Source organism: Flavobacterium salilacus subsp. salilacus, from assembly GCF_004634195.1.
Taxonomy (GTDB): Bacteria; Bacteroidota; Bacteroidia; order Flavobacteriales; family Flavobacteriaceae; genus Flavobacterium; species Flavobacterium salilacus.
Genome location: NZ_SKBP01000006.1, coordinates 149903 through 174198, shown reverse-complemented (window position 1 = coordinate 174198; position 24296 = coordinate 149903). Strand labels below are relative to the sequence as shown.

Below are 24296 nucleotides of genomic sequence, written 5' to 3'. Positions count from 1 at the left end.
AGACCAATTATTAAAAGAGATAAAATTTATGAGGTTGATGAGATGAGAACATTCATCCAACGAAAGAGTAAACTTATATGGATAGTATATGCTTTGGAGCGGACATCCAAGAATGTTATAAGTTTCTGTGTCGGAAAGAGAACAAATAAGACTTTACATGCTGTAATAAAAACATTGGAATTATCCAAGGCAAAGAAAATTTATACCGATAGACTGAGGAATTATAAGTCACTTATTCCTGTTGGCCTCCATGCTGTTAAACCATTCGGTACAAATCGTATTGAGAGAAACAACCTAACATTAAGAACTCACTTGAAAAGACTGAATCGCAGGACTATTTGTTTTTCAAGAAGTTTACTTGTGCTAAACTCCGTTTTAAAGATTTATTTTTTGGGATAATTTACAAAGATTTATGGTTTAGATAAATCTTTAAGGGCAGATTTGACTTAATACTGCTTTTGGAGAAATGAAAAAACCTACTGATTATTGACAAGATACAACCCAAATGTTTTCACAACGGAATAGTCTTTACTGTAATGTATCAATAAACATACCCGCAAAAGCATTAGTAAATACCTATTAATGGGTATTGTAGCTTGTGTTTTTTTTAATATTTTGGCAATAAAAAAGTCCCACGGAACGCAGGACTAAAGATTTTCTTCGGCTTATAGCCTTATTGTGAATTGCTTTCAGTAATACAAATATATAAAAATCAATTCACAACACAACACACTGCACTAAAAGTATTTTTAGCATAGTAGATTGTAAAAAAAAAGCTTAAGCTAATGAGACTAAAGAATGTGTTTAAAACCGCCCTCTTAACACTTAGTGCACTAAGTGCTTTTGCTTTTTTATAATGCAAATATACATAAATTCATAAAAGCAGTGTGTTGTATGACCTATTTTTTTAAATTTGTAAGTAGAATTATTTTTTCACCTTGTAAGAAGTTGATTTTTAACTGAAAGATTAACCATTAACCAACCAAAAATGACTAAAATACTAGGACTGGACCTTGGAACAAACAGTATCGGCTGGGCCATAAGAGACACATCAGCCGTAGATAGCCAGATTATACATAGTGGTGTACTTACTTTTGAAAAAGGGGTAGCTTCAGAAAAAGGGATAGAGTTTCCTCGTGTACAAAAACGCACCGAGAGCCGTGGCAAGCGCCGCAACTACCAGTCTGAAAAATACAGGAAATATGTCCTGTTGCAATTTCTCATAGAACACAATATGTGTCCGCTTACTATTGAAGAACTTGACGAATGGCGCAAGTACACCAAACCTTACGGCAGGCGCTACCCGCAGTCTGAAGTATTTATTAACTGGCTGCGTTTTGATTTTAATGGCGATGGCAAGCCTGATTTCCACCTGCTGGGCAAAGATAAAGATGAGAGTTATTACGCATTCCGTGCCTTTGCTACCGATGAACACTACCGTAATGTGTTCCAGAATAACCCGCAGGTACTGGGCAGGGTGTTTTACCAATTGGTGCAGCGTCGTGGCTTTAAAGGCCGTGATGATGAGGAGGCTAAAACCATGCTTACAGGCAGTAAAGACGGTGCTGTTAAGGGCAGGGATGATATTTCGGCTTATATTGAAGATTATGGTACCTTGGGCGCAGCGCTATACCATTATCAAAAGGCACGTGGCGGCCGCATAAGGCAGCGCTACAACCTACGCAAGGATTATGAAAACGAACTGAAAGAAATATGCCGCGTTCAGGATATAAGTGATAATGATTACCAAAAACTATGGAAAGCCATTATCTGGCAGCGACCGTTACGCACCCAAAAGGGGCTTATTGGTAACTGTATTTATGAACCTGGTAAAAAGCGCGCCCCCATAAGTCATCCGCTGTATGAAGAATACCGTACTTGGATTTTTATCAATAACCTGAACATAGTGCCACCGGCAGGCATTGCCAAAGCCGATTACCTGAAAGACAAAATTTACCCGCTGTTCTATAAGGCATCTGATGATTTTGATTTCAAGTCGATTTTAACCCAGTTAAAGAAAGACGGCGCAGAAACTACAGCCCGGTTTAAGGAAAATACTAAAGTGGTTTCTGCCAGGCTGCTCAGGTTTTTTAATGATGTTTTAGGCGAGGGTTGGAAAGAAAAATACGGCTGGGCCTACATACACAATCGTGAGGCAAAGCAGCAAAAGAAAACGGGTAATGGCTATACCTTTGAAGATGTATGGCACGTGCTCAATACGTTTGACGACCGCGAGAGCCTTAAGGATTTTGCAGTGAATAAACTTGGCTTAGACGAAGAAAAGACCAATAAGTTTGCAGGCAGGAGGTTGAAGCAAGGCTATGCCACACTGAGCCTTTCAGCCATTAAAAAGATATTGCCTTACCTGCAAAGAGGCTACATTTACAGCCAGGCGGTATATATGGCAAACTTGTACAAGGTGTTAGGGTCAGAAAGTATTACTGATGGGCTTATTGAGCATTTTTCTGAAGATATAGGAAAAATATTTGAAGCCAATAAAGACCTGAAACAGGTAAACGGAGTTGTAAACAGCCTTATAGCCGACGAAATGGCGGCAGGCCGTTATACTATAGAAGACGGCAGGCCGCTCGATGCAGATGAGCAGAGCCGCGTATACAAAAAAATAATAGAAACATTTACCACCAAAGCCTGGGAAAACTTTAGCGATGAAGAGAAAGAACGTATTATAGCAGCAGTATCAGAAAAATTCAGGTCGTTTTTAATGACATCGATAAGGGAAAAGAGCGGTGCTTTTGCCCAGCCTGCACGCCTTCACGACCAGGTTTTTGATTATTTTAAAGAAGCTTATGGTATCCCTGAAAGCAGGAAGAAATTTTTATGGCATCCGTCTGAACAGGAAAATTATACAGCAGCACAAGAGTATGAGCACTTTACCCTGAAAGGCAAAGACGTTTATATACCGGTCAAGAAAAAGGAGGCTTTTATACACAAGCATCCCGATGCTGATTATGAAGGGCGCAGCTTAGAACTTTTAGGAAGTCCCGAACCTATAAGCATGGGACTTAAAAACCCTATGGCGCTAAAAACCATGCATAAGCTAAAGCAGCTTATTAACCACCTGCTTAAGACCAATAAAATAGATAAATATACCCGCATAGTGGTAGAAATAGCCCGTGAACTTAATGATGCCAATACACGCAAAGCCATAGAAAAATGGAATAACGAGCGCGAGCGCGAAAATCAAAAACACCGTGATACCATAAAAGAAATTAATGCGGAATGCAAAACAAATTTTGATGAAAATAACCCAAACATGATACGCAAAATACGCCTGTGGGAAGAACAGGGCAGGATGTGTTTGTATACCGGTAAGCTTATTGGTGGCAGCGAGGTGCTTAAAGGGCATCTGTTTGATGTAGAGCACACCATACCGGCCAGCATTAGTTTTGACAGTGAACTAAAAAACCTTACCCTTGCTGATACACACTATAACAGGCATGTGAAGGGAAAACGGTTTCCATCACAATTACCCAATTATGAGCATGATGAAACAATTAACGGTAAAACCTATCCGGCAATTATAACTTCTATGGAGCGCCTTTTTGGGAAAAGGTCGTTAAAAACGGCAACAAGAAGAGGGAAGGAAGAAATCAAAGAAAGTTGGAAAAAGATTGAAGACCTTGAGAAACTATATGACGATTGGCGTAACAGGGCAAAATTTGCCTCTACAAAGGATATAAAAGACAATTGCATACAGCGCAAGCATATGGCCAAGATGGATTTAGACTATTGGAAAGCCAAGCTGCGTACCTTTACCCTTGAGGAATATAACTCGGCCTGGAAAAACAGCCAGTTGCGCGATACCCAAATGATTACCAAGTATACGCTACCTTACCTGAAAACGGTGTTTAATAAAGTAGCGGTAGAGAAGGGCAGTGTGGTACACGCGTTTAAAGAAATTTATGAAGTAAAGCTTCCATTTGAAAAAAAGGATCGCAAGGTACACAGCCACCATGCTATAGACGCGGCTATACTTACATTAATTCCGCCATTTTATGACCGGGATAAGATTTTGCAGAAGTATAATGAGCAGAAAGACAGGGATAACACTTCTTGCTATCATGAGAAACCTAACGGGTGGACTAATTTCTCAGCGGGAAAAATACTGGGCATAGAGCATGAAATACTGATTAACAATATTGCTGAAAATAAAACTACTTTACCAACTTATAAAAAGGTGAGGAAGCGTGGCAAAATTGTCAAAAATGATAATGGTACAATCAGAATAGCCAAAGGCGATACCATACGCGGGCAGCTGCACGGCGAAACACTTTATGGTGCCATTAAGCAGCCGGTAAGAGATAATGACGGCAGGATTTCTTTTGATGATAACGGTAAGATGAAACTACAGGAAAAAACTTTTGTAGTGGTGCGAAAGCCGTTGCTGTATAAAAAAGACCCAAATTCACCAGGGTTTAAGTCGCTTGAAGAGATTGAAAAGGTAATTGTAGACAAAGATCTGTACAGGATGATAAAACAGCAGGTAGAGGCTTCAGATTTTAAAACTGCTTTAACTGAAGGCGTTTATATGCTTGGTAAGAATGGTGAGCAGGTTAATAAAATAAGGAGGATACGCTGTTTTGAAAGCCTTAATTATGACAATACTGTAAAGGTACACACCCACAGCTTTATCTCTAAAAAAGAACATAAACGCAAAACCCTTGCTATAAACGGGGAAAATGCATTGTGTTTGTTTTATAAAAGCACTGACGGGAAAAATAAATCAATAAACATTCAGAGTATTGGTAAAGTGGGCGAATCTAAAATTAAGGATGATAGCTATTATTTCAACGAGCCCTTTTTCAACCAGGTAGAAATGGGTAAAGGGAAAAATGCTCTTACTGTTCCGCTACATGCTGTACTGAGGTCAGGACAAAAGGTTATGTTTTTTGCAGATTCTCCGGAAGAGCTTACTGAACTTACAAAGGCTGAGCTTTCTGCGCGTATGTTCAAAATGTATCAATTCGAAGCAGACGGCAGAATTAAGTTTAAGCATCATCTTGCCTCGGGGATAGACACTGAACTTAAAAAGGACAATAAAGAGTTTTCATATTATGATGCGAATGAAAAGCAAATGTTTTTACGCCTTACTCAAAAGCAATGGAATTTTATTGTTGAAGGGCCTGATTTTGAAATGGCTCTTGACGGCAGCATAACATTTAAAATCTGATACAATGAACCGTTCTGGTTTTTTAAAGGCATTAGGGCTGGGGGCAGGAGGTTTACTGCTACCCCAACCCTTACACTCCATATTTAGAGATTTTTTAAATCAAAAATTATGGTAAAACGAACCCTGTTTTTTAGCAATCCGGCTTATTTAAGTACAAAGAACGAGCAACTGGTAGTAAGTTTTCCGGAAGATATAAAGTTGCCGGTTACCATTCCCATTGAAGATTTGGGCTATATCGTGCTGGAACATCCTCAAATAACGCTAACAAACGGGCTAATGGGTAAGCTTATCGAAAATAAGACGGCAGTAATAACATGCGACAAGCAACATTTACCCAATGCTATTTTGCAACCATTAACCGGACATAGCGTGCAGACCGAGCGTTACAGGCACCAGCTTAACGCCAGTGTTCCATTAAAGAAAAACCTTTGGCAGCAAACGGTAAGTGTCAAGATAGCAAACCAGGCGCATCATTTGTCAGCAATAGGTAAAGACAGTAAAAAGCTGAAACGCTGGGCAAATGAGGTAAAAAGCGGCGATGTGGAAAATCACGAAGCAATAGCAGCAGCTTTTTATTTTCAAAGCTTATTTAGCCATGTCCCTGATTTTAGCCGAAACCAGAAAGGAATGGCACCTAACGGTTTATTGAATTATGGGTATGCCATTTTGCGGGCAGTTACTGCACGTGCGCTTATTAGTAGCGGGTTATTGCCGTCAGTAGGGGTTTTTCACAGTAATAAATACAATGCTTTTTGCCTTGCAGATGATATTATGGAGCCATATCGGATTTATGTAGACGCTTTGGTTTATGATATAACACAAAAGCACCACAACTATGAAGACCTTACCCACGAATTAAAAACAATACTGCTTGCCATACCCGCCATGGATGTGGTATTAGAAGGAAAACGCAGCCCGCTTATGGTGGCGATGAGCCGTACTACAAACAGCCTGTATGAATGCTATGCAGGTATCAGTAGGAAAATACTTTATCCGGTTTTTGAGGTAACTGTTTAGCCTTATGAAGCCTGATTATTATTCAAGATTAAACCAATATCGGAGTATGTGGGTACTTGTATTTTTTGATTTACCTACCGACACAAAACTGGAGCGAAAATCAGCTGCCCGTTTCAGGAAAGACCTCTTGGACGATGGCTTTACTATGTTTCAATTTTCAATATATCTCAGGTTTTGCCCCAGCCGTGAAAATGCCGATGTACATACCAAGCGAATAAAACGTGTTTTGCCCCGGCAGGGCAAGGTAGGTATTATGCAAATAACCGATAAGCAGTTTGGTATGATGGAGATATTTTATGCTCAAAAAGAAATGCCAAAAGACACCCCCGGCCAGCAATTAGAGCTGTTTTAGAACTTATAAACTACTCTTTACTACTCTTTACTGTCCTGAAATTTAGTTGATTTTTCAATCCTGACAGAGTGTGTAAAAATAAGTATACCAGCATTTTACAGCTGGTATACTGTGAATCATCTACTAAAGTATGATTTTTGAAAGCAATTCACAACAGGATGCAGTTGCCATATTTGCCCGCCTTGACTGTGAATCATCTACTAAAGTATGATTTTTGAAAGCAATTCACAACCGGGGTTTATTGGTTCTTAGAAGAACATTACTGTGAATCATCTACTAAAGTATGATTTTTGAAAGCAATTCACAACACGAGCAATACACAACAAACTTAAGAATAGACTGTGAATCATCTACTAAAGTATGATTTTTGAAAGCAATTCACAACCACGGAGTTAATGAGTACAAATTTTTTAAACTGTGAATCATCTACTAAAGTATGATTTTTGAAAGCAATTCACAACTGTCCCAACTTGTAACCGACGGGATTTTAGACTGTGAATCATCTACTAAAGTATGATTTTTGAAAGCAATTCACAACTTTAAGCAACAACACAAAAAAGTAATAACAACTGTGAATCATCTACTAAAGTATGATTTTTGAAAGCAATTCACAACTACATTAAACACGTAACATTAAACGCTTCACTGTGAATCATCTACTAAAGTATGATTTTTGAAAGCAATTCACAACTAGGGGACGACGGCGCTTTTGATAAAGCTAACTGTGAATCATCTACTAAAGTATGATTTTTGAAAGCAATTCACAACTAACTTTCTATTAAGCCCCAATTTTTAATAACTGTGAATCATCTACTAAAGTATGATTTTTGAAAGCAATTCACAACTGGTGGTGCGAGTACTGAAACCGGGAAGAAACTGTGAATCATCTACTAAAGTATGATTTTTGAAAGCAATTCACAACTAGAAACTTCTGCTAAGGCGTTCTTTGGGAACTGTGAATCATCTACTAAAGTATGATTTTTGAAAGCAATTCACAACTAACTATAAATCCTTTTTACTGATTAATACACTGTGAATCATCTACTAAAGTATGATTTTTGAAAGCAATTCACAACTGGAAGTGTTGTTTTGAATAGAACGGAAGGACTGTGAATCATCTACTAAAGTATGATTTTTGAAAGCAATTCACAACTATTCGTTGTAAGCATTGAAACACGCTTGACTGTGAATCATCTACTAAAGTATGATTTTTGAAAGCAATTCACAACTTTTTCGCCGTTAGCATTCTTGTAAACCATACTGTGAATCATCTACTAAAGTATGATTTTTGAAAGCAATTCACAACCGGACGGAACGGCAGCAATTAAAACACTTGACTGTGAATCATCTACTAAAGTATGATTTTTGAAAGCAATTCACAACAAGATATTTTAACAGCTTTTAAGGCTTTTTACTGTGAATCATCTACTAAAGTATGATTTTTGAAAGCAATTCACAACAGAGGGACAGGATGTATTTGTGCCTGCCGTACTGTGAATCATCTACTAAAGTATGATTTTTGAAAGCAATTCACAACCCGCTACTATGCTAAAAATCCGTTAACTAACTGTGAATCATCTACTAAAGTATGATTTTTGAAAGCAATTCACAACGTTTTACATATACAGGCTTATCAGCCGGATACTGTGAATCATCTACTAAAGTATGATTTTTGAAAGCAATTCACAACTAACAAGTCAACGCAGGATATTTGGAAAAAACTGTGAATCATCTACTAAAGTATGATTTTTGAAAGCAATTCACAACTTAAAGCTAAAACCTAATTTTAAATGAGCACTGTGAATCATCTACTAAAGTATGATTTTTGAAAGCAATTCACAACATGGAAAGCTGCCGTTGCAGCTTTAAACAACTGTGAATCATCTACTAAAGTATGATTTTTGAAAGCAATTCACAACAAAGAACTACCGCCAATACAGTCAAGCCCTACTGTGAATCATCTACTAAAGTATGATTTTTGAAAGCAATTCACAACCCAAGCCTGTCAGCTTCGCGCATCGATGGCACTGTGAATCATCTACTAAAGTATGATTTTTGAAAGCAATTCACAACAATCCAAACCTTGTTTCGGCAGGCGGAGAACTGTGAATCATCTACTAAAGTATGATTTTTGAAAGCAATTCACAACCGGATGCCGAGCTAAAAAATAAAGCTTGGGACTGTGAATCATCTACTAAAGTATGATTTTTGAAAGCAATTCACAACCCTGAAAATCCCCTACAATTTCTGTCACAACTGTGAATCATCTACTAAAGTATGATTTTTGAAAGCAATTCACAACTATATATGTTGACGAGCTTATTTCTAATAACTGTGAATCATCTACTAAAGTATGATTTTTGAAAGCAATTCACAACACTTTTCCTGTTGCTTTATTATAGCATTTTACTGTGAATCATCTACTAAAGTATGATTTTTGAAAGCAATTCACAACCCACAGTTTGCTGTAGATGAGCCACTTTATACTGTGAATCATCTACTAAAGTATGATTTTTGAAAGCAATTCACAACAAATGAGGAATGTTTTAGATATGTATGAAACTGTGAATCATCTACTAAAGTATGATTTTTGAAAGCAATTCACAACTCAAGACGTACACCTTACCGTAAAGGTAAAACTGTGAATCATCTACTAAAGTATGATTTTTGAAAGCAATTCACAACTAGGCATCGCTTCGATTTTGCCCGAAACGACTGTGAATCATCTACTAAAGTATGATTTTTGAAAGCAATTCACAACACTTTAGTGCTGCTTTTCCGTTGCTACTATACTGTGAATCATCTACTAAAGTATGATTTTTGAAAGCAATTCACAACTCTTATTCGGATAACATTTTGTTTAGAAATACTGTGAATCATCTACTAAAGTATGATTTTTGAAAGCAATTCACAACTAGCTCTCGAAGCAAAACCTGCTAACGTCTACTGTGAATCATCTACTAAAGTATGATTTTTGAAAGCAATTCACAACTACTCAAGTATGTAGCTTAGCTGCTCATTACTGTGAATCATCTACTAAAGTATGATTTTTGAAAGCAATTCACAACTATTCAGGATCTGATTAAAAGGGCACGCAGACTGTGAATCATCTACTAAAGTATGATTTTTGAAAGCAATTCACAACTTGCTGCTCGAATTGGTTAGTTTAACATTACTGTGAATCATCTACTAAAGTATGATTTTTGAAAGCAATTCACAACGTGGATAAGGTAGGTCTGTTTGTGCGGTTAACTGTGAATCATCTACTAAAGTATGATTTTTGAAAGCAATTCACAACTATCGCCCGCAGGGGTTTTCAGTTCTGCAAACTGTGAATCATCTACTAAAGTATGATTTTTGAAAGCAATTCACAACTCCAACGGGCAAGCACCCAAAACTTAGCATACTGTGAATCATCTACTAAAGTATGATTTTTGAAAGCAATTCACAACACTCAAATTAAGCGAGACACCGCCACCCGTACTGTGAATCATCTACTAAAGTATGATTTTTGAAAGCAATTCACAACTAGACAGGGATAACGAAGCTTTGGAACGCAACTGTGAATCATCTACTAAAGTATGATTTTTGAAAGCAATTCACAACTGGTCCTGACTCCAGCATAACGGTTTGCAGACTGTGAATCATCTACTAAAGTATGATTTTTGAAAGCAATTCACAACTCCAGTCCACGTACTTTTGCGGCATCAGCAACTGTGAATCATCTACTAAAGTATGATTTTTGAAAGCAATTCACAACATCGGTCTAAAAATATAGCTCAGCATCTCTACTGTGAATCATCTACTAAAGTATGATTTTTGAAAGCAATTCACAACAAAAACTATGATAATGATTAGGTAATGTATCAGATTAGGGTTTTGCTTTGATTTTGATTGTAAACCATTGAAAAACAATAGTAAAATAAGGTTATTGTATAATAATAGAGGGAGTATAATAACTGCCTCTGTTATTTTTAATGCTTCTAAAAGCCTTAAAATGTTTTTATTTAATCTTGATGTATCAAAATAGGGCATGGAAATAAACTGTAGATTTTGCGAAAGCAAATGTATTAAGAATGGATTTCAGTATAATGGAAGGCAACGTTATAAGTGTAGTATTTGTAACCGTAAGCAGCAGAATAGCTATTTATATAATGCTTGTAAACCAATTGTAAATAATCAGATTATCCTGTTTATAAAAGAAGGTTTGAGGATTAGAAGTACTTCAAGAATTCTAAAAATATCTACCACAACATTGCTTCGACGGATTATAATTATTGGCAAAACTATTTCCAGACCAATTATCAAAAGAAATAAAATTTATGAGGTTAATGAGATGAGAACATTAATCAACTTTTTAACCTTAAAGACTTTTACGTTACCCTATAGCACTGCTCAATTGGAACATAGGTAAGTACATTGCAACAAGCAATACTGCAACCAATACGCCAACAAAAAGAATAATAAAGGGTTCTAAAACAGTTGATAACACTTTAGACTGCTGCATAACCTCTTGGTTATATTGTTCGTTTAATTGATTGAAAATATATTCTGTTTGATTGGTTTCTTCCGCTACTTTAACAAGAGATATAATTCTATTATCAAATAGTTTGTTGTTTTTAAGGCTTTCGCTAAGGCTTTCCCCTTTCATTATGTTAGCTTCAACCTGGGTTAGGGCTTCTTGTAACGGTACAAAACGAATCATTTTAGTAACCATCTGGATACTGTTTAGTATGGGTACTTTTGAGGATGTAAGGAGTGTAACAGCTTGTGTAAACTGTGCTAAGTAAATTTTACTTATAAAACGACCTACTACCGGGATTTTGAGCATCAGCAAGTGAATGTTTTTCCGATAGGCATAATTGTCTTTTAAAAACCTACTTACCATGAAAAACAATAGTATTGAGAGAAAGAGAATCAATCCGTATGATTTGGTAATTTCTGACAGCTTTACAATTACGCGAGTAAGATAAGGCAGCTCCATATTATTTTGTTTAAAAATATCCTGGAACATAGGAACTACATAGCTAAGCATAAAAATTACTACTAATACTGCCGTAGATAATACTATAGATGGGTAAGTAAGAGCAGCTATAATAATTCTTTTCTGCTCATTTTTACGTTCATAAAAAATACCTAGTTCTTTGCTTACTCGCGCTGTAGTACCGGTTTCTTCTCCTATTTTTAAAGAGAAGTACTCATATTCAGAAAACTGCTTTGTAGCATATAAGGCTTCAGAAAATGGCTTCCCGTTTATTACCTGCTGCAATACACCACTCAACAGTTGTTTGTCTTTCTCCTTTTTTAAAGATTCAATTATTAAGCCGAGAGCTTCTTTTATAGTAATTCCGGCTTTTAACAGGACGGATAGTTCCAGATAAAAAGCTTGTTTTTTTTTATTAGAAAATCCACTACTGAAAAATGTTATCTCGGTTTTGAGTAACTTTTCAATGCTATTCCCGACAGATTTATCGGAATTATTTGCAGATATGTTATCTAACTTAAATGCCATTGTTGTTCATGTAATGTGTTGCATCATACTGCATGGAAGCAAATATAGTATGATTAGGAAGTTCTTTTTGCGCAGAGATAGTAACAGCATCGATAAATCCTGACTTTACCTCGTTGCCAAGGTAATAAAATTTATCTACAGTTAATTGTGAATGTATAGTATCAGCATTCCTTAGTAAATACTCCGGATTAAAAGAATAGGTAACGGTATCAATATCCGAAGTGCAGATTACTTTGTTATCAATGGCTTTGATAGTGTTATGAGAATTAAAATCTTGCCATAGGCGTTGCTCAAAGAGAGAAATTTCGGTTGTTTTTGCAAAGTTACGTTCAACCGTTCTAATTTGTTTTTGTACAAGGCTTAATACACTAAAAGCAATACCTACTACTATGGCTGTAATAATCATTACAACCAGCATTTCGGATAGGGTAAAAGATTTTACTTTAGCGCGCTGTGTCATATATACTGTTTATCGTTATCTCTTTTTCATTTAGTTTGTGTTTTGCAGTGGCATAAAGCCATATATTTTGGTTTTCTTTTTCTGTAGTTATATCTATTTTCCAGTTACCAAACTCTTCGTGGTAGGGTAGTTTTATAGCATTATGCTGTATCTGATATTCTAACTCGTAAATCCGGGTTTCTGCATCGTGTGTTTTTCTGGAAAATGAATTAAAAAGCAAGTTATTAAGTATAAGGCTTGCCACTATAAAAACAATCACAATAAGCACAGTTGCCATGAGGGTTTCTATTAATGTAGCCGATTGTATTTTTTTTAATAAAGCCATTTCATCACTGTTTTAACTTCATTTTCAAAAAGCAGTCCTCCAAAAGCTTCGGGCAATTTTGCACTCGAAATAGTTGCATCATATAGATGATTTACAAATATAGTACCTCTTTCATTGGCTACAAATTGATTAGTGTACACTGTACCTATAACATTTCCTTTCAACTCCAAATTGCCTTCGCAGTATATTTCTCCTTTTACAGTAACGCCGGAATCAACATATATATTTACTTTATAATCATTTTCTTTAGGTCGCTCTAAAAAGCACAAAGTCCCTTTGAGAACAGTTCCTTCACTAATATAAATTTTATTTTGAAATTCGTTATATGGCTGAGTTAAGTCAGGTTCTTCCTCAACCATTACGAGTGCCGAAGGATAATTTAATTTACACCTGCTGCCTATTTTTATAGTAGTTGTTGCAATAGCCTGGAAATTACCTGTAACCCCATCTTCAACTTCAATAATAGGGGCAGCAAGTATTATATCTTTTAGTTTTGCAGTATTACGAACCGTAATTTTATCGGCAGACCGTATAACGATATTCCCTGTAATGCTACTATTTTCTATAACTATTTCCTGTTGTGATACGATACCTTTTACAGGGGCATTAAAGGAATTTGTAATAACAGCATTATCAGATAATGAAATAAAATTGTCTTGCTCCGGCATAAATTCATTCAGATAATAATCTAGTATAGACCTGTAATTGTATTTTAGCTTAGGCAGTTCAGGAGTACTTTCTGCCACATTACCGTATATGAGGCTGGTGCCATAATAGCTGTGCCCTGCTATACTGCCTGTTTTAATTCCTTTTTGGGGCAATATAGCTTTTCCTGTTATGTTTGTGTTCCCTACAACAACAAGAGGCTTAGCCATGTCTTTTAAATATAACGACGGGCGCTTATCTGCTGGTATTGAAGAGCCAAGAAAAGAACATTTTGTAAATTCTTTTTTTCGATCTATGCTTTGCACCCATGCTTTTTCGTAAATACCCCAATGGGATAAATGGGTACGTATTGATTGATTGATTTCTTTGCCAGGCACAGCAATACTTAGCGTATCTCGATTAATTTCATCTTGCCCCTTCAAAACCATTATCCCTGAGTCGGATAGTTGTATGTTTTGTATGGAGGATTTTGATTGTTCCAGAAAAAAACGATGGGTATAAAATAAAATAACCGCAGCAGCAAGTAATAAGGCTATAATAACCGCAATAAAAATGGTGAACTGTAAAGCTCCAGAATAAATTTTATGCCCCCATTTAAATATCACGATTGTATTACTATTTTATTTTTTTGTCCTTTATATACCACTTCTATATATTCTCTGTTTCCGTTTTTTAAGGTGACTTCTTGTTCGGTATCTTTTTCTTTCATCAAAAATGTTTGTCCCTTAATAATTACCATAAACACTTTCTTTTCATTCTGATTGTCAGATACTATACCCTTATATATGATATGAGGCATTATAATCGGTTCAGCAGGTTTGGGTTTGGTTTTTTTAGATATACTTGTTTTATTATTATTGGGCAAGTACATTTTACCTAAAAAAGGATCGCGATAATTTACATTGATGGTAAATGTATCTTTAACAGGAATATTTATGGGCTTAATAGTATATGCTTTATTATTGTTAACCGCTACTGCATCGGAACCTGAAAATGAAAAAAACTGATATATGACCATAGCCCATATAAGTAATACTAAGGGCAACAGTATATATATGGCTTTTTTGTTTTTCATTAATTTATAGTAAAACTGAATACACTACTTTGCTGACTTTCATTACCGGCTTCATCAAATGCTTTTACATACCAATAGTATGTACCATTACTTAATGTTGATGTGGTATAAGGACTCGTTTCTTCACCTTCATATACTGCCGGATCGGTAAGCGAGCTATTGTTGTATATATAAATAACATCTGTTTCGGCACTTCCTGCAATAGCAGTCCTGCTCCAAGAAAATGTTATATCATTGTCTGATGTATTACCGGAGTTAGCAGGAGTATTTAAAATAGGGGTGTTCGGTACTGTGGTATCTATCAAAATATTTCGAGAGGAATATAGTGTATTCTGTTCGCCATTGGTGGCTCTTACGCGCCATTGGTAGCTCCCGTCAGAAAAGGTATAGCTAACAGAGGTTGCCGTTACATCCTGCTCATCTACCAAGTTATTATTACTGTCTAAAATTTGTAAATTGTACTGGGTAGCACCTAATACGGATTGCCATACTAAGTTTTGAGTAGCCGTATTTGTAATTATATTATTGGCAGGCGAAGTTAAGGCAACTGTATTGCTTTGAAAATCTTCATTGCTCACTACGGTTAGCGACCTCGTACTGAAAGCAGTTTCATAACCACTATTAACGCCCTGAACCCTCCATTGATAATTGCCAATACCTAACTGTGTGGTAAATGACGTAGTGTCAACAACACTATCAGCTATTATTTGTAACGGATTATTAAAATCCGGCTTTGCAATTTGTATTCTGTATTCTGTACCATTTTCTATAGCTCCCCATGTAAAGGTAATACTGGTCGAGAAAAACTGTGCATTGTCAGCAGGAGCGATAAGTAATACTGTTTCATCAGAAATGTCATCTTCCAGCAAAATTTCTTCGCAGGACAACAGCAGCAATATTGGGAGCAGTATGTATAATAGTTTCTTCATGGCTATTACATTTTAAACAAATTGGTTTGTTCTTTCTCTTTTATTTTTTCTTTCGTTTCTCCTTTGCAGCTCTTATTGTCTTTTACAATATCCCCTATATACCATTTTTGCCTGTCATTTACAGCCCAACAAAATTTACCTAATGTATAGCCTATCACAGTACCCTGTGTTAAATCTATTTCATCTGTTTTTTTGCCTGTTTTGTATAAACTGAGAGTATATTTTTTGTCTTGGCTGTTAGTAAGGTAATAAGCATCCGATGTCTTAATTTTATTCAAGGCTTCTTTAGGCAATGTTATTGCAAGCCCTGTAACGGCAACAGCATCTTCGGTATCTTTTAAATAGGTGGCAATATCTTTATTATAATCACTGTTCAGTTCATTAATATAGCCTTTTACATCAAGTAGGGAAATGGTTACCAGTTCCGGCTTAACAGACAAACTGTCTGTATATTGTATTTTTTGTTGCTCCTGTGCCAACTCAGCTTTAGCGGTATAAATCTTATATGTGTTTTTATTAAAGGGGCGCACCTGTACGTCCAGCCTTATATTGTTTTTTAATAACGGAAATGAATGCGTTTTAAAATCATTATCAAGCTTAAATAATGTTGTTGAGCGACCTATGCTACCTAACTCAGTAGTTGCTGCTGATACTGTGTACTTAACATTGTTAATTTTAGTAGTTTGGCAGCCTGTAACTACTACTATTATTAATATAAACAGATATTTAAAGGTGTTTTTCATCATAGTAAAAGTAAACATTTCAGGGTGAAAATTCTATTGTGGCCCATCTTTAACAGTTTCATTTTTTTGCATAATTATTTCTCCTGTAAGATAATCGGTATTGTATTTATAGTTTCTGTTCTTTGCAAAGGTAATATGCTTTACCGCGCCCAGTGTTACATCATTTTCTATGGCATTTATCAGTAATAATATACCGTTAAAGCTTCCTTCCAGCGTAAATATATAACTGGATGTCTTAATTTCATTTTCAACGATAATGTGTGGCTCTTTAAAGTCTGTAATTTTCAGATTATAGCGATTACTGAGAGTTGTTATTTTTTTCAGTAACTCGTTTTGAAACGATTCTTTTTCTATAAGAGAATATCGTTCTAAAATAGTATCAAGTTGTTTTTCTCTGATAACCAGTTGTCTCAGTATATCAGGATTATTCAGTGAGTTTTCTGTCACTTCTTTCTTAGATTGATATTCATTGTAATAATGAATAGTATTCGAAAAAGCAAAAGCATAGCAAATGTAGAGGGTTATGATTAACCCTAACAGAAGTAACTTATTATTTCTGCTTAATTTCATTTTGTATCTGCCCTTAACGAAAATTCTGTTTTGTTATTTTCTTTGCCGAACGATGTAATTGTTACGTTTTTTATCTCTTCCAAGTTCTCTATTTGGGATATCCAATTCGTAAAATCCTGATTGCTTAGAACCTTACCCGAAATTATAATAATGCTGTCTTGTGGTTGTATTGCTTCACCTTCTTTTATACGCTTCTCTACAGGATGAAAAATTAGTTTGTCCAATACTATTGAGCCGGGAACAGAAGAAGTTATTTTATTAATAACCAAAGAGCTTTTTGAAGAAGTATTATTGGCAAAGTTTTCTAATTTTTCCTCCTTATCGCTTATTCTCTTTTTTAGTTCATTTATTCGTTCTATTTCAACCTTATTTGCCGAAAGCACAGTATCTATTTCAGAAGCTTTTTTAAAATAATGGCTGAAGAGTAAAAAATTAATAAGCAAGAGTACTAATATCAGACCCATACCAAACCGGAGTGTTTTCTCAAAAAAGGCTTTCTGTTTAAATTTTTCGGCAAGTATATTTTTAATAGTAAGAATACTCCCCGATGTTTTATCAATGGTAAGGATGCTGCTTAAAATACCTGCAAAAGCTATAATCCAACGGGTATCTACTGCAAGACCGTTTACGTCATAAACCACAGGCTTTCCATTATAAATGTTCAGGCTTACTTCGTCTTTCTGCAAATCAATTTCATGAGTATTTGTTGTAACTGATGGGGTATTTATAAAATCTGTAACAGTAGCTAGAGAGCACAAACCAAGACTAACCGAAGCCACCCTGAAATTCTCAGAAAAGGTATTTATTTTTTCATCAATATAATTTTTTCGGCATATCACAATAACAGAAGTTGAGCCCGTGCGCCATATTTCGTAATAAAAATCATCTAACTGTATATTTGGAAAGCCTTTATGCAGTAATTTTTTATCATTACTATCCGTTCCTACTACCTCTTTTTGCAGTACATACTTGTTATTGATTATGAGTATAACAGGGAGTTTGGTTTTTTCTGTTGTAAGTTGTTCTTCAGTTTCAAAAATCTCTTTACGTGCTATCTCAAGACTGCCTTTTTTTCGTGTTACTTGTAAAAAAGCATATCTGTCCTCATTGTTTATTGAGAAGCACTCAATACCAATGTAATTTTTTCCCGAAAGAATATTTTGAAGGTTAGATGCCACTAATATATAACAGTAGGTTTAATTAACACAGTTAGTTTTTTTCTGGAATCTTCTCTCTTTCTTGAGCTGAATAACCATTTGATGATAGGTATCCGGGCTAATAACGGCACTCCTGAGCCGGAGTCGTTTTTAACTTTTTCTTCAAGCCCGCCCAATACAATTAAATCCTGATCTCTTACCCTGATAATAGAGGTAAATTCTCGTGAGTTAATACCCGGAGGGGCATCTTCATCAATACGTTCTCCGTTAAAGCTCGATTGGACAACCCGTATATCCAATGTTATTTGCCCGTCGCCCGAAACCAAAGGCTTTATAGATACCGACAACTCGGCATCTATAGGCTGATAATTTTTAATCTCGGAAGCCTGTGGTATTTGAGAACCGTAAAAATTCTGATTGGTAACCACATAATAAGTAGTTTCTCCAATAGATAGTTGCGCTTTGTGCCCATTTAAAGTAGAAAGCCTTGGTGCTGAACGTATTTTTAAATCGCCATTTGCCTCCATTGCTTTTAGGCTCAAGTAAAAATCAGGTACGACATTACCAATATTCAATGAGCCAAATCCATCAAAACGATTAATTATTTTATTGATTGTGCTTGCTCCGAGTGTTATATCCGAAGTAGGGAAAACCGTACCTGTTGTGGTAGTTGGTTTATCGCCAATGCCTGCGCTTATACCTGTTTCTATAATAGCACTTCTGCTTATTTCGAGCAGCATAACCTCGATAAGTATTACGGGTACTGGTTTATCTATATACTTAATAAAGGATTCAAATCGGTTAATATTTTCAGCAGGACCGTTTACTATAAAACTGTTCAGTTCACGATCTATTTTTATATCAAGGTCTTTTTTAACCTCGTCAGGAATAATAGTCAAAATAGATTCGGCTGGCTGGCTACTGCCTCTGTTATCATTTTGATTTTGTTGTGGCTGATTAGTAGTACGATTGTCAAAAGAACCATTATAGCTCGAAAAGCTTGATGCAGATGTCCTGCCTACAGTTCTCTGCGAAGTATCAGGATCGCCTAATAATTCTATAGAACGATGCATAAGCGGTATAGCCTTTACGTTTCGTACAGTCAACTGGCTTTTAGTACCAAAGTAATAGATATTATTTTCTTTAAGAAAGGTGTAAAAATCATTTGCAGCTCCCTGTTGTCCGGTTGTATTATTAAATTGTTGCTGTGGCGGTGCGTTATTTGCTTGGGCATTGGTTGCATTGGCTTCAAACATTTTCATTAGCAACTCGTCAAATGTTATATTTTTTGCCTTTACGGTTGCATTTCCTGCATTTTCCAATGGACTCGCTATAAACAGGTCAATTTGTAATTCTGTACCAATATCATAAACAATACTGGATATGGGTGTATTTTCAAAATCAACCTCAAGCAATTGCCTGTCCTTATCCAGTATATTAAAAAAGAAGTTCGATCGGCGCTGCCTTTGTGGTTTGTTTTGACTTACAGCCGAACTGCTTTTGTCAGGCGCAGGAGCATCGAGCCTGTCAAAAAGATAAAAATTATCTTTCGATTTTGTTACATAAAGATTATTGGCATAAGCCAGTTTATTTAATGCCGCATCAAAAGGCATATTTTTTATATAAACCGTTAATAGCTGGTTTTCCATTCCGGGAGTAAAAACAAGATTTCTCCCACTCTCATCCATTATCTTTTTAAAAGCATCGTAGAGTTTATCGTCTTTCAGGTTTAGCGAAAGCAATTCATTATTATAATTATAATCTACATCAATTACTTTTTCTTTCGGAGCTTCTACAGGCGGAGCATAGGGTTTAACGGCTAGTATATTACCCGTAAATTCAACCGTTAATTTATATTCTTTACATAAAAAAAGTATTAGATCGGCCACTATTACATCGCTAAAGTTATTAACTATAGTAGTTTGTTTTAACGCAGGATCTACACTGATGTTTACTTTATGTACTTCGGAAACCGCCAATAAAAAATCTGAAAGCGTTGCCTGTTTAATATTAACATTCACTTTCTCTGCAAGTCCGGGAGTATCGGGGAAAATAAGCTCTATATTATTCCGAATTTGCTCTATGTGTTTGTCTTCCTGCCCGTAAAAGACAGTAAAAGTGAGTAGTATGCAGCAAAATAGAATCTTTTTCATAATTGTATTGGGTAATTCCGGTGTGTGGGGATAATTGTTGCCAAATATAATTGTTTTATTCCATCAACAAAGAGAAAGCTTCTTCAACCGATGTAATACCTTGTTGTATCAAATCTATAGCATTACGTTTTAGTGTATAGATGTTTTTACTTTCCAAATATTCATCAATACTCAGGGTATTGTTTTTTATTAAATTCATAAGTTCTTTATCAATAGGCAGTATTTCGTATATAGCTTTTCTGCCACTATAACCCGTTTGGTAACAGTGCTCGCAGCCAACAGCTACATAATGATTATTCAAATTGTCGGGTATAGAAAAACCTGAAGGGAAAATACTTGGATTAACAGGTTCTGTTGTTTTACAATGGTTACAAAGTTTTCTTACCAATCGCTGTGCAATACTGATGTTGAGTGTACTGGCAATAAGAAAGGGAGGTACGCCCATATCGATAAGCCTGGAAATAGTAGCCCAAGCGGAGTTGGTATGTATGGTAGATAAAACCAAATGCCCTGTAAGCGCTGCTCGTATCGCCATATTGGCAGTATTAACATCTCTAATTTCTCCTACCATTATGATATCCGGGTCTTGTCGTAAAAAAGTTCTTAAAGTAGCCGCAAAATCAAGCCCTATATTCTCTTTTAGCTGTACTTGGTTAATACCCTCTAATGTATATTCAATAGGGTCTTCTACAGTAAGAATGTTTGTGTTGGGCTGGTTCAGTTTTTTTAGTGTTGCATATAGTGTTGTTGTTTTACCCGAACCGGTAGGACCTGATATTAATACAATACCGTTAGGTTTTTTAATTCCTTCCAAATATGTTTTAAGTTCATTGTCGGTAAATCCAACCGAAGCAAGATCGATGTGGCTGGTATCCTTGCTTAATATCCTCAAAACAATCTTTTCGCCATGAAGGGTAGGGAGGACTGAAACACGAATGTCGAAATCCTCATAATCTGTAGCGATTGTTATACGACCGTCTTGTGGGAGTCGCTTTTCTGAGATATCGAGTTGTGCCCGTATTTTTATCTTATTTACAATTATGGGGTATTCGTCATTGTCTATAAAAAATTGCTCTTTCAGTTTACCGTCAAGACGAAAGCGTACGCGGGCTTTTAGCTCGTAAGGCTCAAAGTGTATATCGCTGCTGCCTGTTTCTTTAGCACTTATTAATATTTTTTCCAGAAAATCATTAGAATAATGTATTTCTGAAACCTTGTCAGAAGATGATTTTCTATAATTAGTCGAAAGGTATTTGTTTATATTTTCAGGAGTATCTTCAGTAAGCGTTACATTTAATCCTAATAATATCAAAAGTTCCGATTGCAGTTGGGCAAAATTAGTATTATCAGTTTTAAAAACTAAAGCACCTTCCCCTTTACTCACTGGTATAATACGATAATGATATGCCTGTTCGGCATTTATTAATTGTTGTACGTCGGTTGGTATATGGAAATCCTGCTTCATAATTAGTAAGAGAACAGATATTTGGGTTCAATAAAAAAAGAAACACTATATACCGTTGTAAAAAACAGTGCTAAGTAACCTGCCAAAGGTACGGTTGTATGAGTGTCTTTCTTTTTGAATATCAAATGCATAAGTAAAGAAAATATAAGTGAAAATACTAAAAGAATGATATAGCTTATTGTGGCAAAAGTTGCTGATAGAAATACTAACATCAAAATATCACCTACTCCTATACTCGAATTAATAAACTTTTTTTTCAGTACAATGCCCGAATATAGTTTCCCTACTATAAGTATAGTTCCTGCTATAAAAATATTAATGATGGTATTAGTAACAGCGATAGTTAGATCGGTATTAAATACATTAATTAAAAATGCAATAATTCCTGCAACAGGATATAAAAACCAATAGACTTGCCTTTCCTTTATGTCTTGCCAAAAAATTGTTAAAAAAACTAAAATAATAAAAACTTTAAGGATAACCTCAATCATTAGTTACCTGTTTTGGGTTGCCGTTTTGATCGATTTCCCATACGTTAAAAATACCATTCCCATTAAAATCGGTCACTGCCGTGGCACGCGCTTTAAATTCGTTATTGGTAGCCTGTATTATTTCATAGCTATAATTAGCTGTACCGTTTTCCTGTACCGTTTTTGGAGCTTCAAAATCAATCTCACTTAACTCATTACTGTATTTAGAGTACATAAAGTAATACTGTTTTTCAGCATTATATATGGCTTTCAGTTGTGTTTGCGCTTCTACACTTTTTGCTTTGGTTATTAAAGGCATCAGGTTTGGTAATGCTATAAGCAGTAATATTCCTATAATAGCCAGAACAATCAGCATTTCCTGTAAGTTAAAAGAAGGAAGTTTTTTAGTGTATTTTTTCATTGCCTATAACTTATTTTAAACATGAGTCAAACATAGTAAAAATTTGTTGTTTATAATGATTATTGGAAAATTGTATTAAGTTTAGTACAATTCTTAACATACTATTAACGTTATTTACGTATTAAATATTTCTTAAAAAATTTAAGTTTGAAAACTTAATAAACAGAATGCTAATGTATCCGATTAGGGTTTCGCTTTGATTTTGATTGTAAACCATTGAAAAACAATCGTAAAAAAAATAGTAAAATAAGATTCTTAGATAAAAATAGAAGTAGTATAATAGCTACGGTTTAAATGTAATAAAATATCAGATTCATAACCTTGAGGTCACGGGTTCAACTCCCGTCTTCGCTACAAGGCAATCCCGAAATTAACAGTAATTACTGTACGTTTCGGGATTTTTAATTTTATTCTGATAATCAGTGTCTTATTGGTTTTATAGCATAAAAAAACTGCCCGAGTTATCGGGCAGTTTTTGTTTTTATATAACTACAAATTAAAACTTGTATATTAAGCCAAAGTTAATATCACTCATGTTAAGACCTAATTGAAAAGTATTAGTAGAGTCTGCATCATCCTCATCAGGCTCAACAGTAGTATAGCTTAAAACTCCAAAAGTAGCCTCCAGTGCAAAATGCTCTGATATAAAATAGCTTATACCCGGTGCAAATTCAACATTAAAGCCGTTCGCTTTATTAAATTCTTCATTATCAATTTCTGATTTCGTAGTTCCATAATTAACTCCTAATTGAGTAAATAGCGAAAACTGGCTTGCAGGCATAAAGTAATACCTACCAAAAGCACCAATTTCAAAGGTATTTGTTGTTACTTCAGCAGTTCCAAAACCAAATTCCTCATCCTGTTTAGTATTGTTGTACCCCAAAGCCAATCCAAGAGCAATGTTATCACTCACAAAATAACCGGCACGTGGAGAGAAGTTAAATTCGGTGGCTTTAAAATCACCTGTTTTTTCAGAACCGAAACCAACACTTCCTGAAATAAATACATCTCCTGTGCTGAAACCTCCTGTAGAAGTTGTTTCCTCTTGTGCATTAGCATAGGCAAATGCGAATACTGCCGCCGCAGATAGTAGTAATTTTTTCATTTTTAAATAAATAATTAAGTTATACAAATTGTACCGCGAAGATATTATTTCGATAAAAAAAAATCCTCCCCATTAGGGAGGATTTTAGGTATATGTTTTCGGTCTGTAAATTAGAATTTGTAACCTACAGAAAGAGATATTACATTATTTGTTATTTTATCATCAGAACCTTCTATATCACTAATGTCAGAAATACCGGCACTATATCTTGCCTGAAAGAAAAGCCCCATTGGCAAGTCATAAGCAACCCCCCCGTTAAGAGCGATGTCTATACTTTTATAGCTATCTTTAATATCTTCATCCTCAGCTTTAGCACTCATAAGGAAACCTACTTGAGGTCCTGCTTCAATACTTAAACCTTCCATCAGGTAATATTTAGCCATAATAGGAATGTTGATGTAGTCAAATTTAAGATCATATTCTTCTCCGGTAAGAATGTCTTTCCCTTTAGCACCTTGCATAGAGTAAAGAAGTTCCGGCTGGATAGAGAAAGTTTCAGTTAATTTAAACTCAGCAAGACCGCCCGCGTGGAATCCTGTTCTTGAGCCTTCGGTTTCTGCATCGCCACCAAAGTCAGCAATGTTTAAACCTGCTTTAACACCAAACTTAATTTCCTGAGCATGAGAAACAACGCTGAACGCCATTATAGCAGCAGCCGATAGTAATAATTTTTTCATTTTGTAAG

The 24296-nt window shown here is 35.5% G+C and carries 20 protein-coding genes and 1 CRISPR repeat array; of the genes, 5 read left to right on the top strand and 15 right to left on the bottom strand.

Annotation, left to right across the window (positions count from 1 at the left end):
* From E0W68_RS09440 to E0W68_RS14050, 5 genes are all read left to right on the top strand, one after another.
* Positions 1–399 (top strand): IS1 family transposase (locus E0W68_RS09440; protein WP_262712117.1); only part of this gene is annotated, 399 nt, incomplete at its 5' end.
* 589 nt (positions 400–988) lie between these two features.
* Entirely contained in the window at positions 989–5191 is a 4203-nt protein-coding gene (cas9, locus tag E0W68_RS09435) for a type II CRISPR RNA-guided endonuclease Cas9 (protein WP_135219174.1), read from the top strand.
* Positions 5192–5299: 108 nt separating this feature from the next.
* The gene (cas1, locus tag E0W68_RS09430; protein ID WP_135219173.1) at positions 5300–6208 is read left to right on the top strand and encodes a type II CRISPR-associated endonuclease Cas1; all 909 of its coding nucleotides are present in this window, start codon (positions 5300–5302) and stop codon (positions 6206–6208) included.
* Positions 6209–6254: 46 nt separating this feature from the next.
* On the top strand, positions 6255–6560 hold the full coding sequence (gene cas2, locus E0W68_RS09425) for a CRISPR-associated endonuclease Cas2 (RefSeq protein WP_394346286.1): 306 nt from the start codon (positions 6255–6257) through the stop codon (positions 6558–6560).
* 108 nt (positions 6561–6668) lie between these two features.
* Positions 6669–10397: direct repeats of the CRISPR family, unit length 47 nt; unit sequence ACTGTGAATCATCTACTAAAGTATGATTTTTGAAAGCAATTCACAAC.
* Between the two features lie 196 nt (positions 10398–10593).
* Positions 10594–10974, top strand: a complete 381-nt coding sequence (locus tag E0W68_RS14050) for a transposase-like zinc-binding domain-containing protein (protein ID WP_449404227.1) — start codon at positions 10594–10596, stop codon at positions 10972–10974.
* Here the strand turns inward: E0W68_RS14050 and E0W68_RS09420 are convergent.
* From E0W68_RS09420 to E0W68_RS09350, 15 genes are all read right to left on the bottom strand, one after another.
* On the bottom strand, positions 10939–12072 hold the full coding sequence (locus E0W68_RS09420; RefSeq protein WP_135219171.1) for a type II secretion system F family protein: 1134 nt from the start codon (positions 12070–12072) through the stop codon (positions 10939–10941). The genes E0W68_RS14050 and E0W68_RS09420 overlap by 36 nt on opposite strands.
* A complete protein-coding gene (locus E0W68_RS09415; protein ID WP_135219170.1) occupies positions 12062–12532 on the bottom strand; it encodes a PulJ/GspJ family protein in 471 nt (156 codons plus the stop codon). Before E0W68_RS09415 ends, E0W68_RS09420 begins: the two co-directional genes overlap by 11 nt.
* Complete coding sequence (locus E0W68_RS09410; protein ID WP_135219169.1) at positions 12516–12857, bottom strand: hypothetical protein; 342 nt, start codon at positions 12855–12857, stop codon at positions 12516–12518. Before E0W68_RS09410 ends, E0W68_RS09415 begins: the two co-directional genes overlap by 17 nt.
* Positions 12845–14128 carry a polymer-forming cytoskeletal protein gene (locus E0W68_RS09405; protein ID WP_135219168.1) on the bottom strand — a complete coding sequence of 428 codons (1284 nt, stop codon included), beginning with the start codon at positions 14126–14128 and terminating at the stop codon, positions 12845–12847. The genes E0W68_RS09410 and E0W68_RS09405 overlap by 13 nt, the downstream gene beginning before the upstream one ends.
* Positions 14125–14598: a hypothetical protein gene (locus E0W68_RS09400; RefSeq protein ID WP_135219167.1), complete on the bottom strand. Its 474-nt coding sequence runs from the start codon at positions 14596–14598 to the stop codon at positions 14125–14127. The genes E0W68_RS09405 and E0W68_RS09400 overlap by 4 nt, the downstream gene beginning before the upstream one ends.
* Positions 14598–15527, bottom strand: coding sequence for an Ig-like domain-containing protein (locus tag E0W68_RS09395; RefSeq protein WP_135219166.1), 930 nt, complete (start codon positions 15525–15527; stop codon positions 14598–14600). Before E0W68_RS09395 ends, E0W68_RS09400 begins: the two co-directional genes overlap by 1 nt.
* A 5-nt stretch (positions 15528–15532) precedes the next feature.
* Positions 15533–16273, bottom strand: a complete 741-nt coding sequence (locus tag E0W68_RS09390) for a hypothetical protein (protein ID WP_225990355.1) — start codon at positions 16271–16273, stop codon at positions 15533–15535.
* Positions 16274–16303: 30 nt separating this feature from the next.
* Positions 16304–16840, bottom strand: a complete 537-nt coding sequence (locus E0W68_RS09385) for a general secretion pathway protein (protein WP_135219165.1) — start codon at positions 16838–16840, stop codon at positions 16304–16306.
* A complete protein-coding gene (locus tag E0W68_RS09380) occupies positions 16837–18018 on the bottom strand; it encodes a general secretion pathway protein (protein WP_135219164.1) in 1182 nt (393 codons plus the stop codon). The genes E0W68_RS09385 and E0W68_RS09380 overlap by 4 nt, the downstream gene beginning before the upstream one ends.
* A complete protein-coding gene (locus tag E0W68_RS09375) occupies positions 18018–20150 on the bottom strand; it encodes a type II secretion system protein GspD (protein WP_135219163.1) in 2133 nt (710 codons plus the stop codon). The genes E0W68_RS09380 and E0W68_RS09375 overlap by 1 nt, the downstream gene beginning before the upstream one ends.
* A 55-nt stretch (positions 20151–20205) precedes the next feature.
* Complete coding sequence (locus E0W68_RS09370) at positions 20206–21615, bottom strand: GspE/PulE family protein (protein WP_135219162.1); 1410 nt, start codon at positions 21613–21615, stop codon at positions 20206–20208.
* A 2-nt stretch (positions 21616–21617) separates the two neighbouring features.
* On the bottom strand, positions 21618–22106 hold the full coding sequence (locus tag E0W68_RS09365; RefSeq protein WP_135219161.1) for a general secretion pathway protein: 489 nt from the start codon (positions 22104–22106) through the stop codon (positions 21618–21620).
* On the bottom strand, positions 22099–22506 hold the full coding sequence (locus E0W68_RS09360) for a prepilin-type N-terminal cleavage/methylation domain-containing protein (RefSeq protein WP_135219160.1): 408 nt from the start codon (positions 22504–22506) through the stop codon (positions 22099–22101). The genes E0W68_RS09365 and E0W68_RS09360 overlap by 8 nt, the downstream gene beginning before the upstream one ends.
* A 496-nt stretch (positions 22507–23002) precedes the next feature.
* Complete coding sequence (locus E0W68_RS09355) at positions 23003–23611, bottom strand: outer membrane beta-barrel protein (protein WP_135219159.1); 609 nt, start codon at positions 23609–23611, stop codon at positions 23003–23005.
* A gap of 110 nt (positions 23612–23721) precedes the next feature.
* The gene (locus E0W68_RS09350) at positions 23722–24288 is read right to left on the bottom strand and encodes a porin family protein (RefSeq protein WP_135219158.1); all 567 of its coding nucleotides are present in this window, start codon (positions 24286–24288) and stop codon (positions 23722–23724) included.
* Between the last annotated feature and the right edge of the window lie 8 nt (positions 24289–24296).

Bases quoted from the DNA above. Each gene is read 5' to 3' on its own strand.
- cas9 (WP_135219174.1), top strand. From the start codon at position 989: ATGACTAAAATACTAGGACTGGACCTTGGAACAAACAGTATCGGCTGG.
- cas1 (WP_135219173.1), top strand. From the start codon at position 5,300: ATGGTAAAACGAACCCTGTTTTTTAGCAATCCGGCTTATTTAAGTACA.
- cas2 (WP_394346286.1), top strand. From the start codon at position 6,255: ATGTGGGTACTTGTATTTTTTGATTTACCTACCGACACAAAACTGGAG.
- E0W68_RS14050 (WP_449404227.1), top strand. From the start codon at position 10,594: ATGGAAATAAACTGTAGATTTTGCGAAAGCAAATGTATTAAGAATGGA.
- E0W68_RS09420 (WP_135219171.1), bottom strand. From the start codon at position 12,072: ATGGCATTTAAGTTAGATAACATATCTGCAAATAATTCCGATAAATCT.
- E0W68_RS09415 (WP_135219170.1), bottom strand. From the start codon at position 12,532: ATGACACAGCGCGCTAAAGTAAAATCTTTTACCCTATCCGAAATGCTG.
- E0W68_RS09410 (WP_135219169.1), bottom strand. From the start codon at position 12,857: ATGGCTTTATTAAAAAAAATACAATCGGCTACATTAATAGAAACCCTC.
- E0W68_RS09400 (WP_135219167.1), bottom strand. From the start codon at position 14,598: ATGAAAAACAAAAAAGCCATATATATACTGTTGCCCTTAGTATTACTT.
- E0W68_RS09395 (WP_135219166.1), bottom strand. From the start codon at position 15,527: ATGAAGAAACTATTATACATACTGCTCCCAATATTGCTGCTGTTGTCC.
- E0W68_RS09390 (WP_225990355.1), bottom strand. From the start codon at position 16,273: ATGATGAAAAACACCTTTAAATATCTGTTTATATTAATAATAGTAGTA.
- E0W68_RS09385 (WP_135219165.1), bottom strand. From the start codon at position 16,840: ATGAAATTAAGCAGAAATAATAAGTTACTTCTGTTAGGGTTAATCATA.
- E0W68_RS09375 (WP_135219163.1), bottom strand. From the start codon at position 20,150: ATGAAAAAGATTCTATTTTGCTGCATACTACTCACTTTTACTGTCTTT.
- E0W68_RS09370 (WP_135219162.1), bottom strand. From the start codon at position 21,615: ATGAAGCAGGATTTCCATATACCAACCGACGTACAACAATTAATAAAT.
- E0W68_RS09365 (WP_135219161.1), bottom strand. From the start codon at position 22,106: ATGATTGAGGTTATCCTTAAAGTTTTTATTATTTTAGTTTTTTTAACA.
- E0W68_RS09360 (WP_135219160.1), bottom strand. From the start codon at position 22,506: ATGAAAAAATACACTAAAAAACTTCCTTCTTTTAACTTACAGGAAATG.
- E0W68_RS09355 (WP_135219159.1), bottom strand. From the start codon at position 23,611: ATGAAAAAATTACTACTATCTGCGGCGGCAGTATTCGCATTTGCCTAT.
- E0W68_RS09350 (WP_135219158.1), bottom strand. From the start codon at position 24,288: ATGAAAAAATTATTACTATCGGCTGCTGCTATAATGGCGTTCAGCGTT.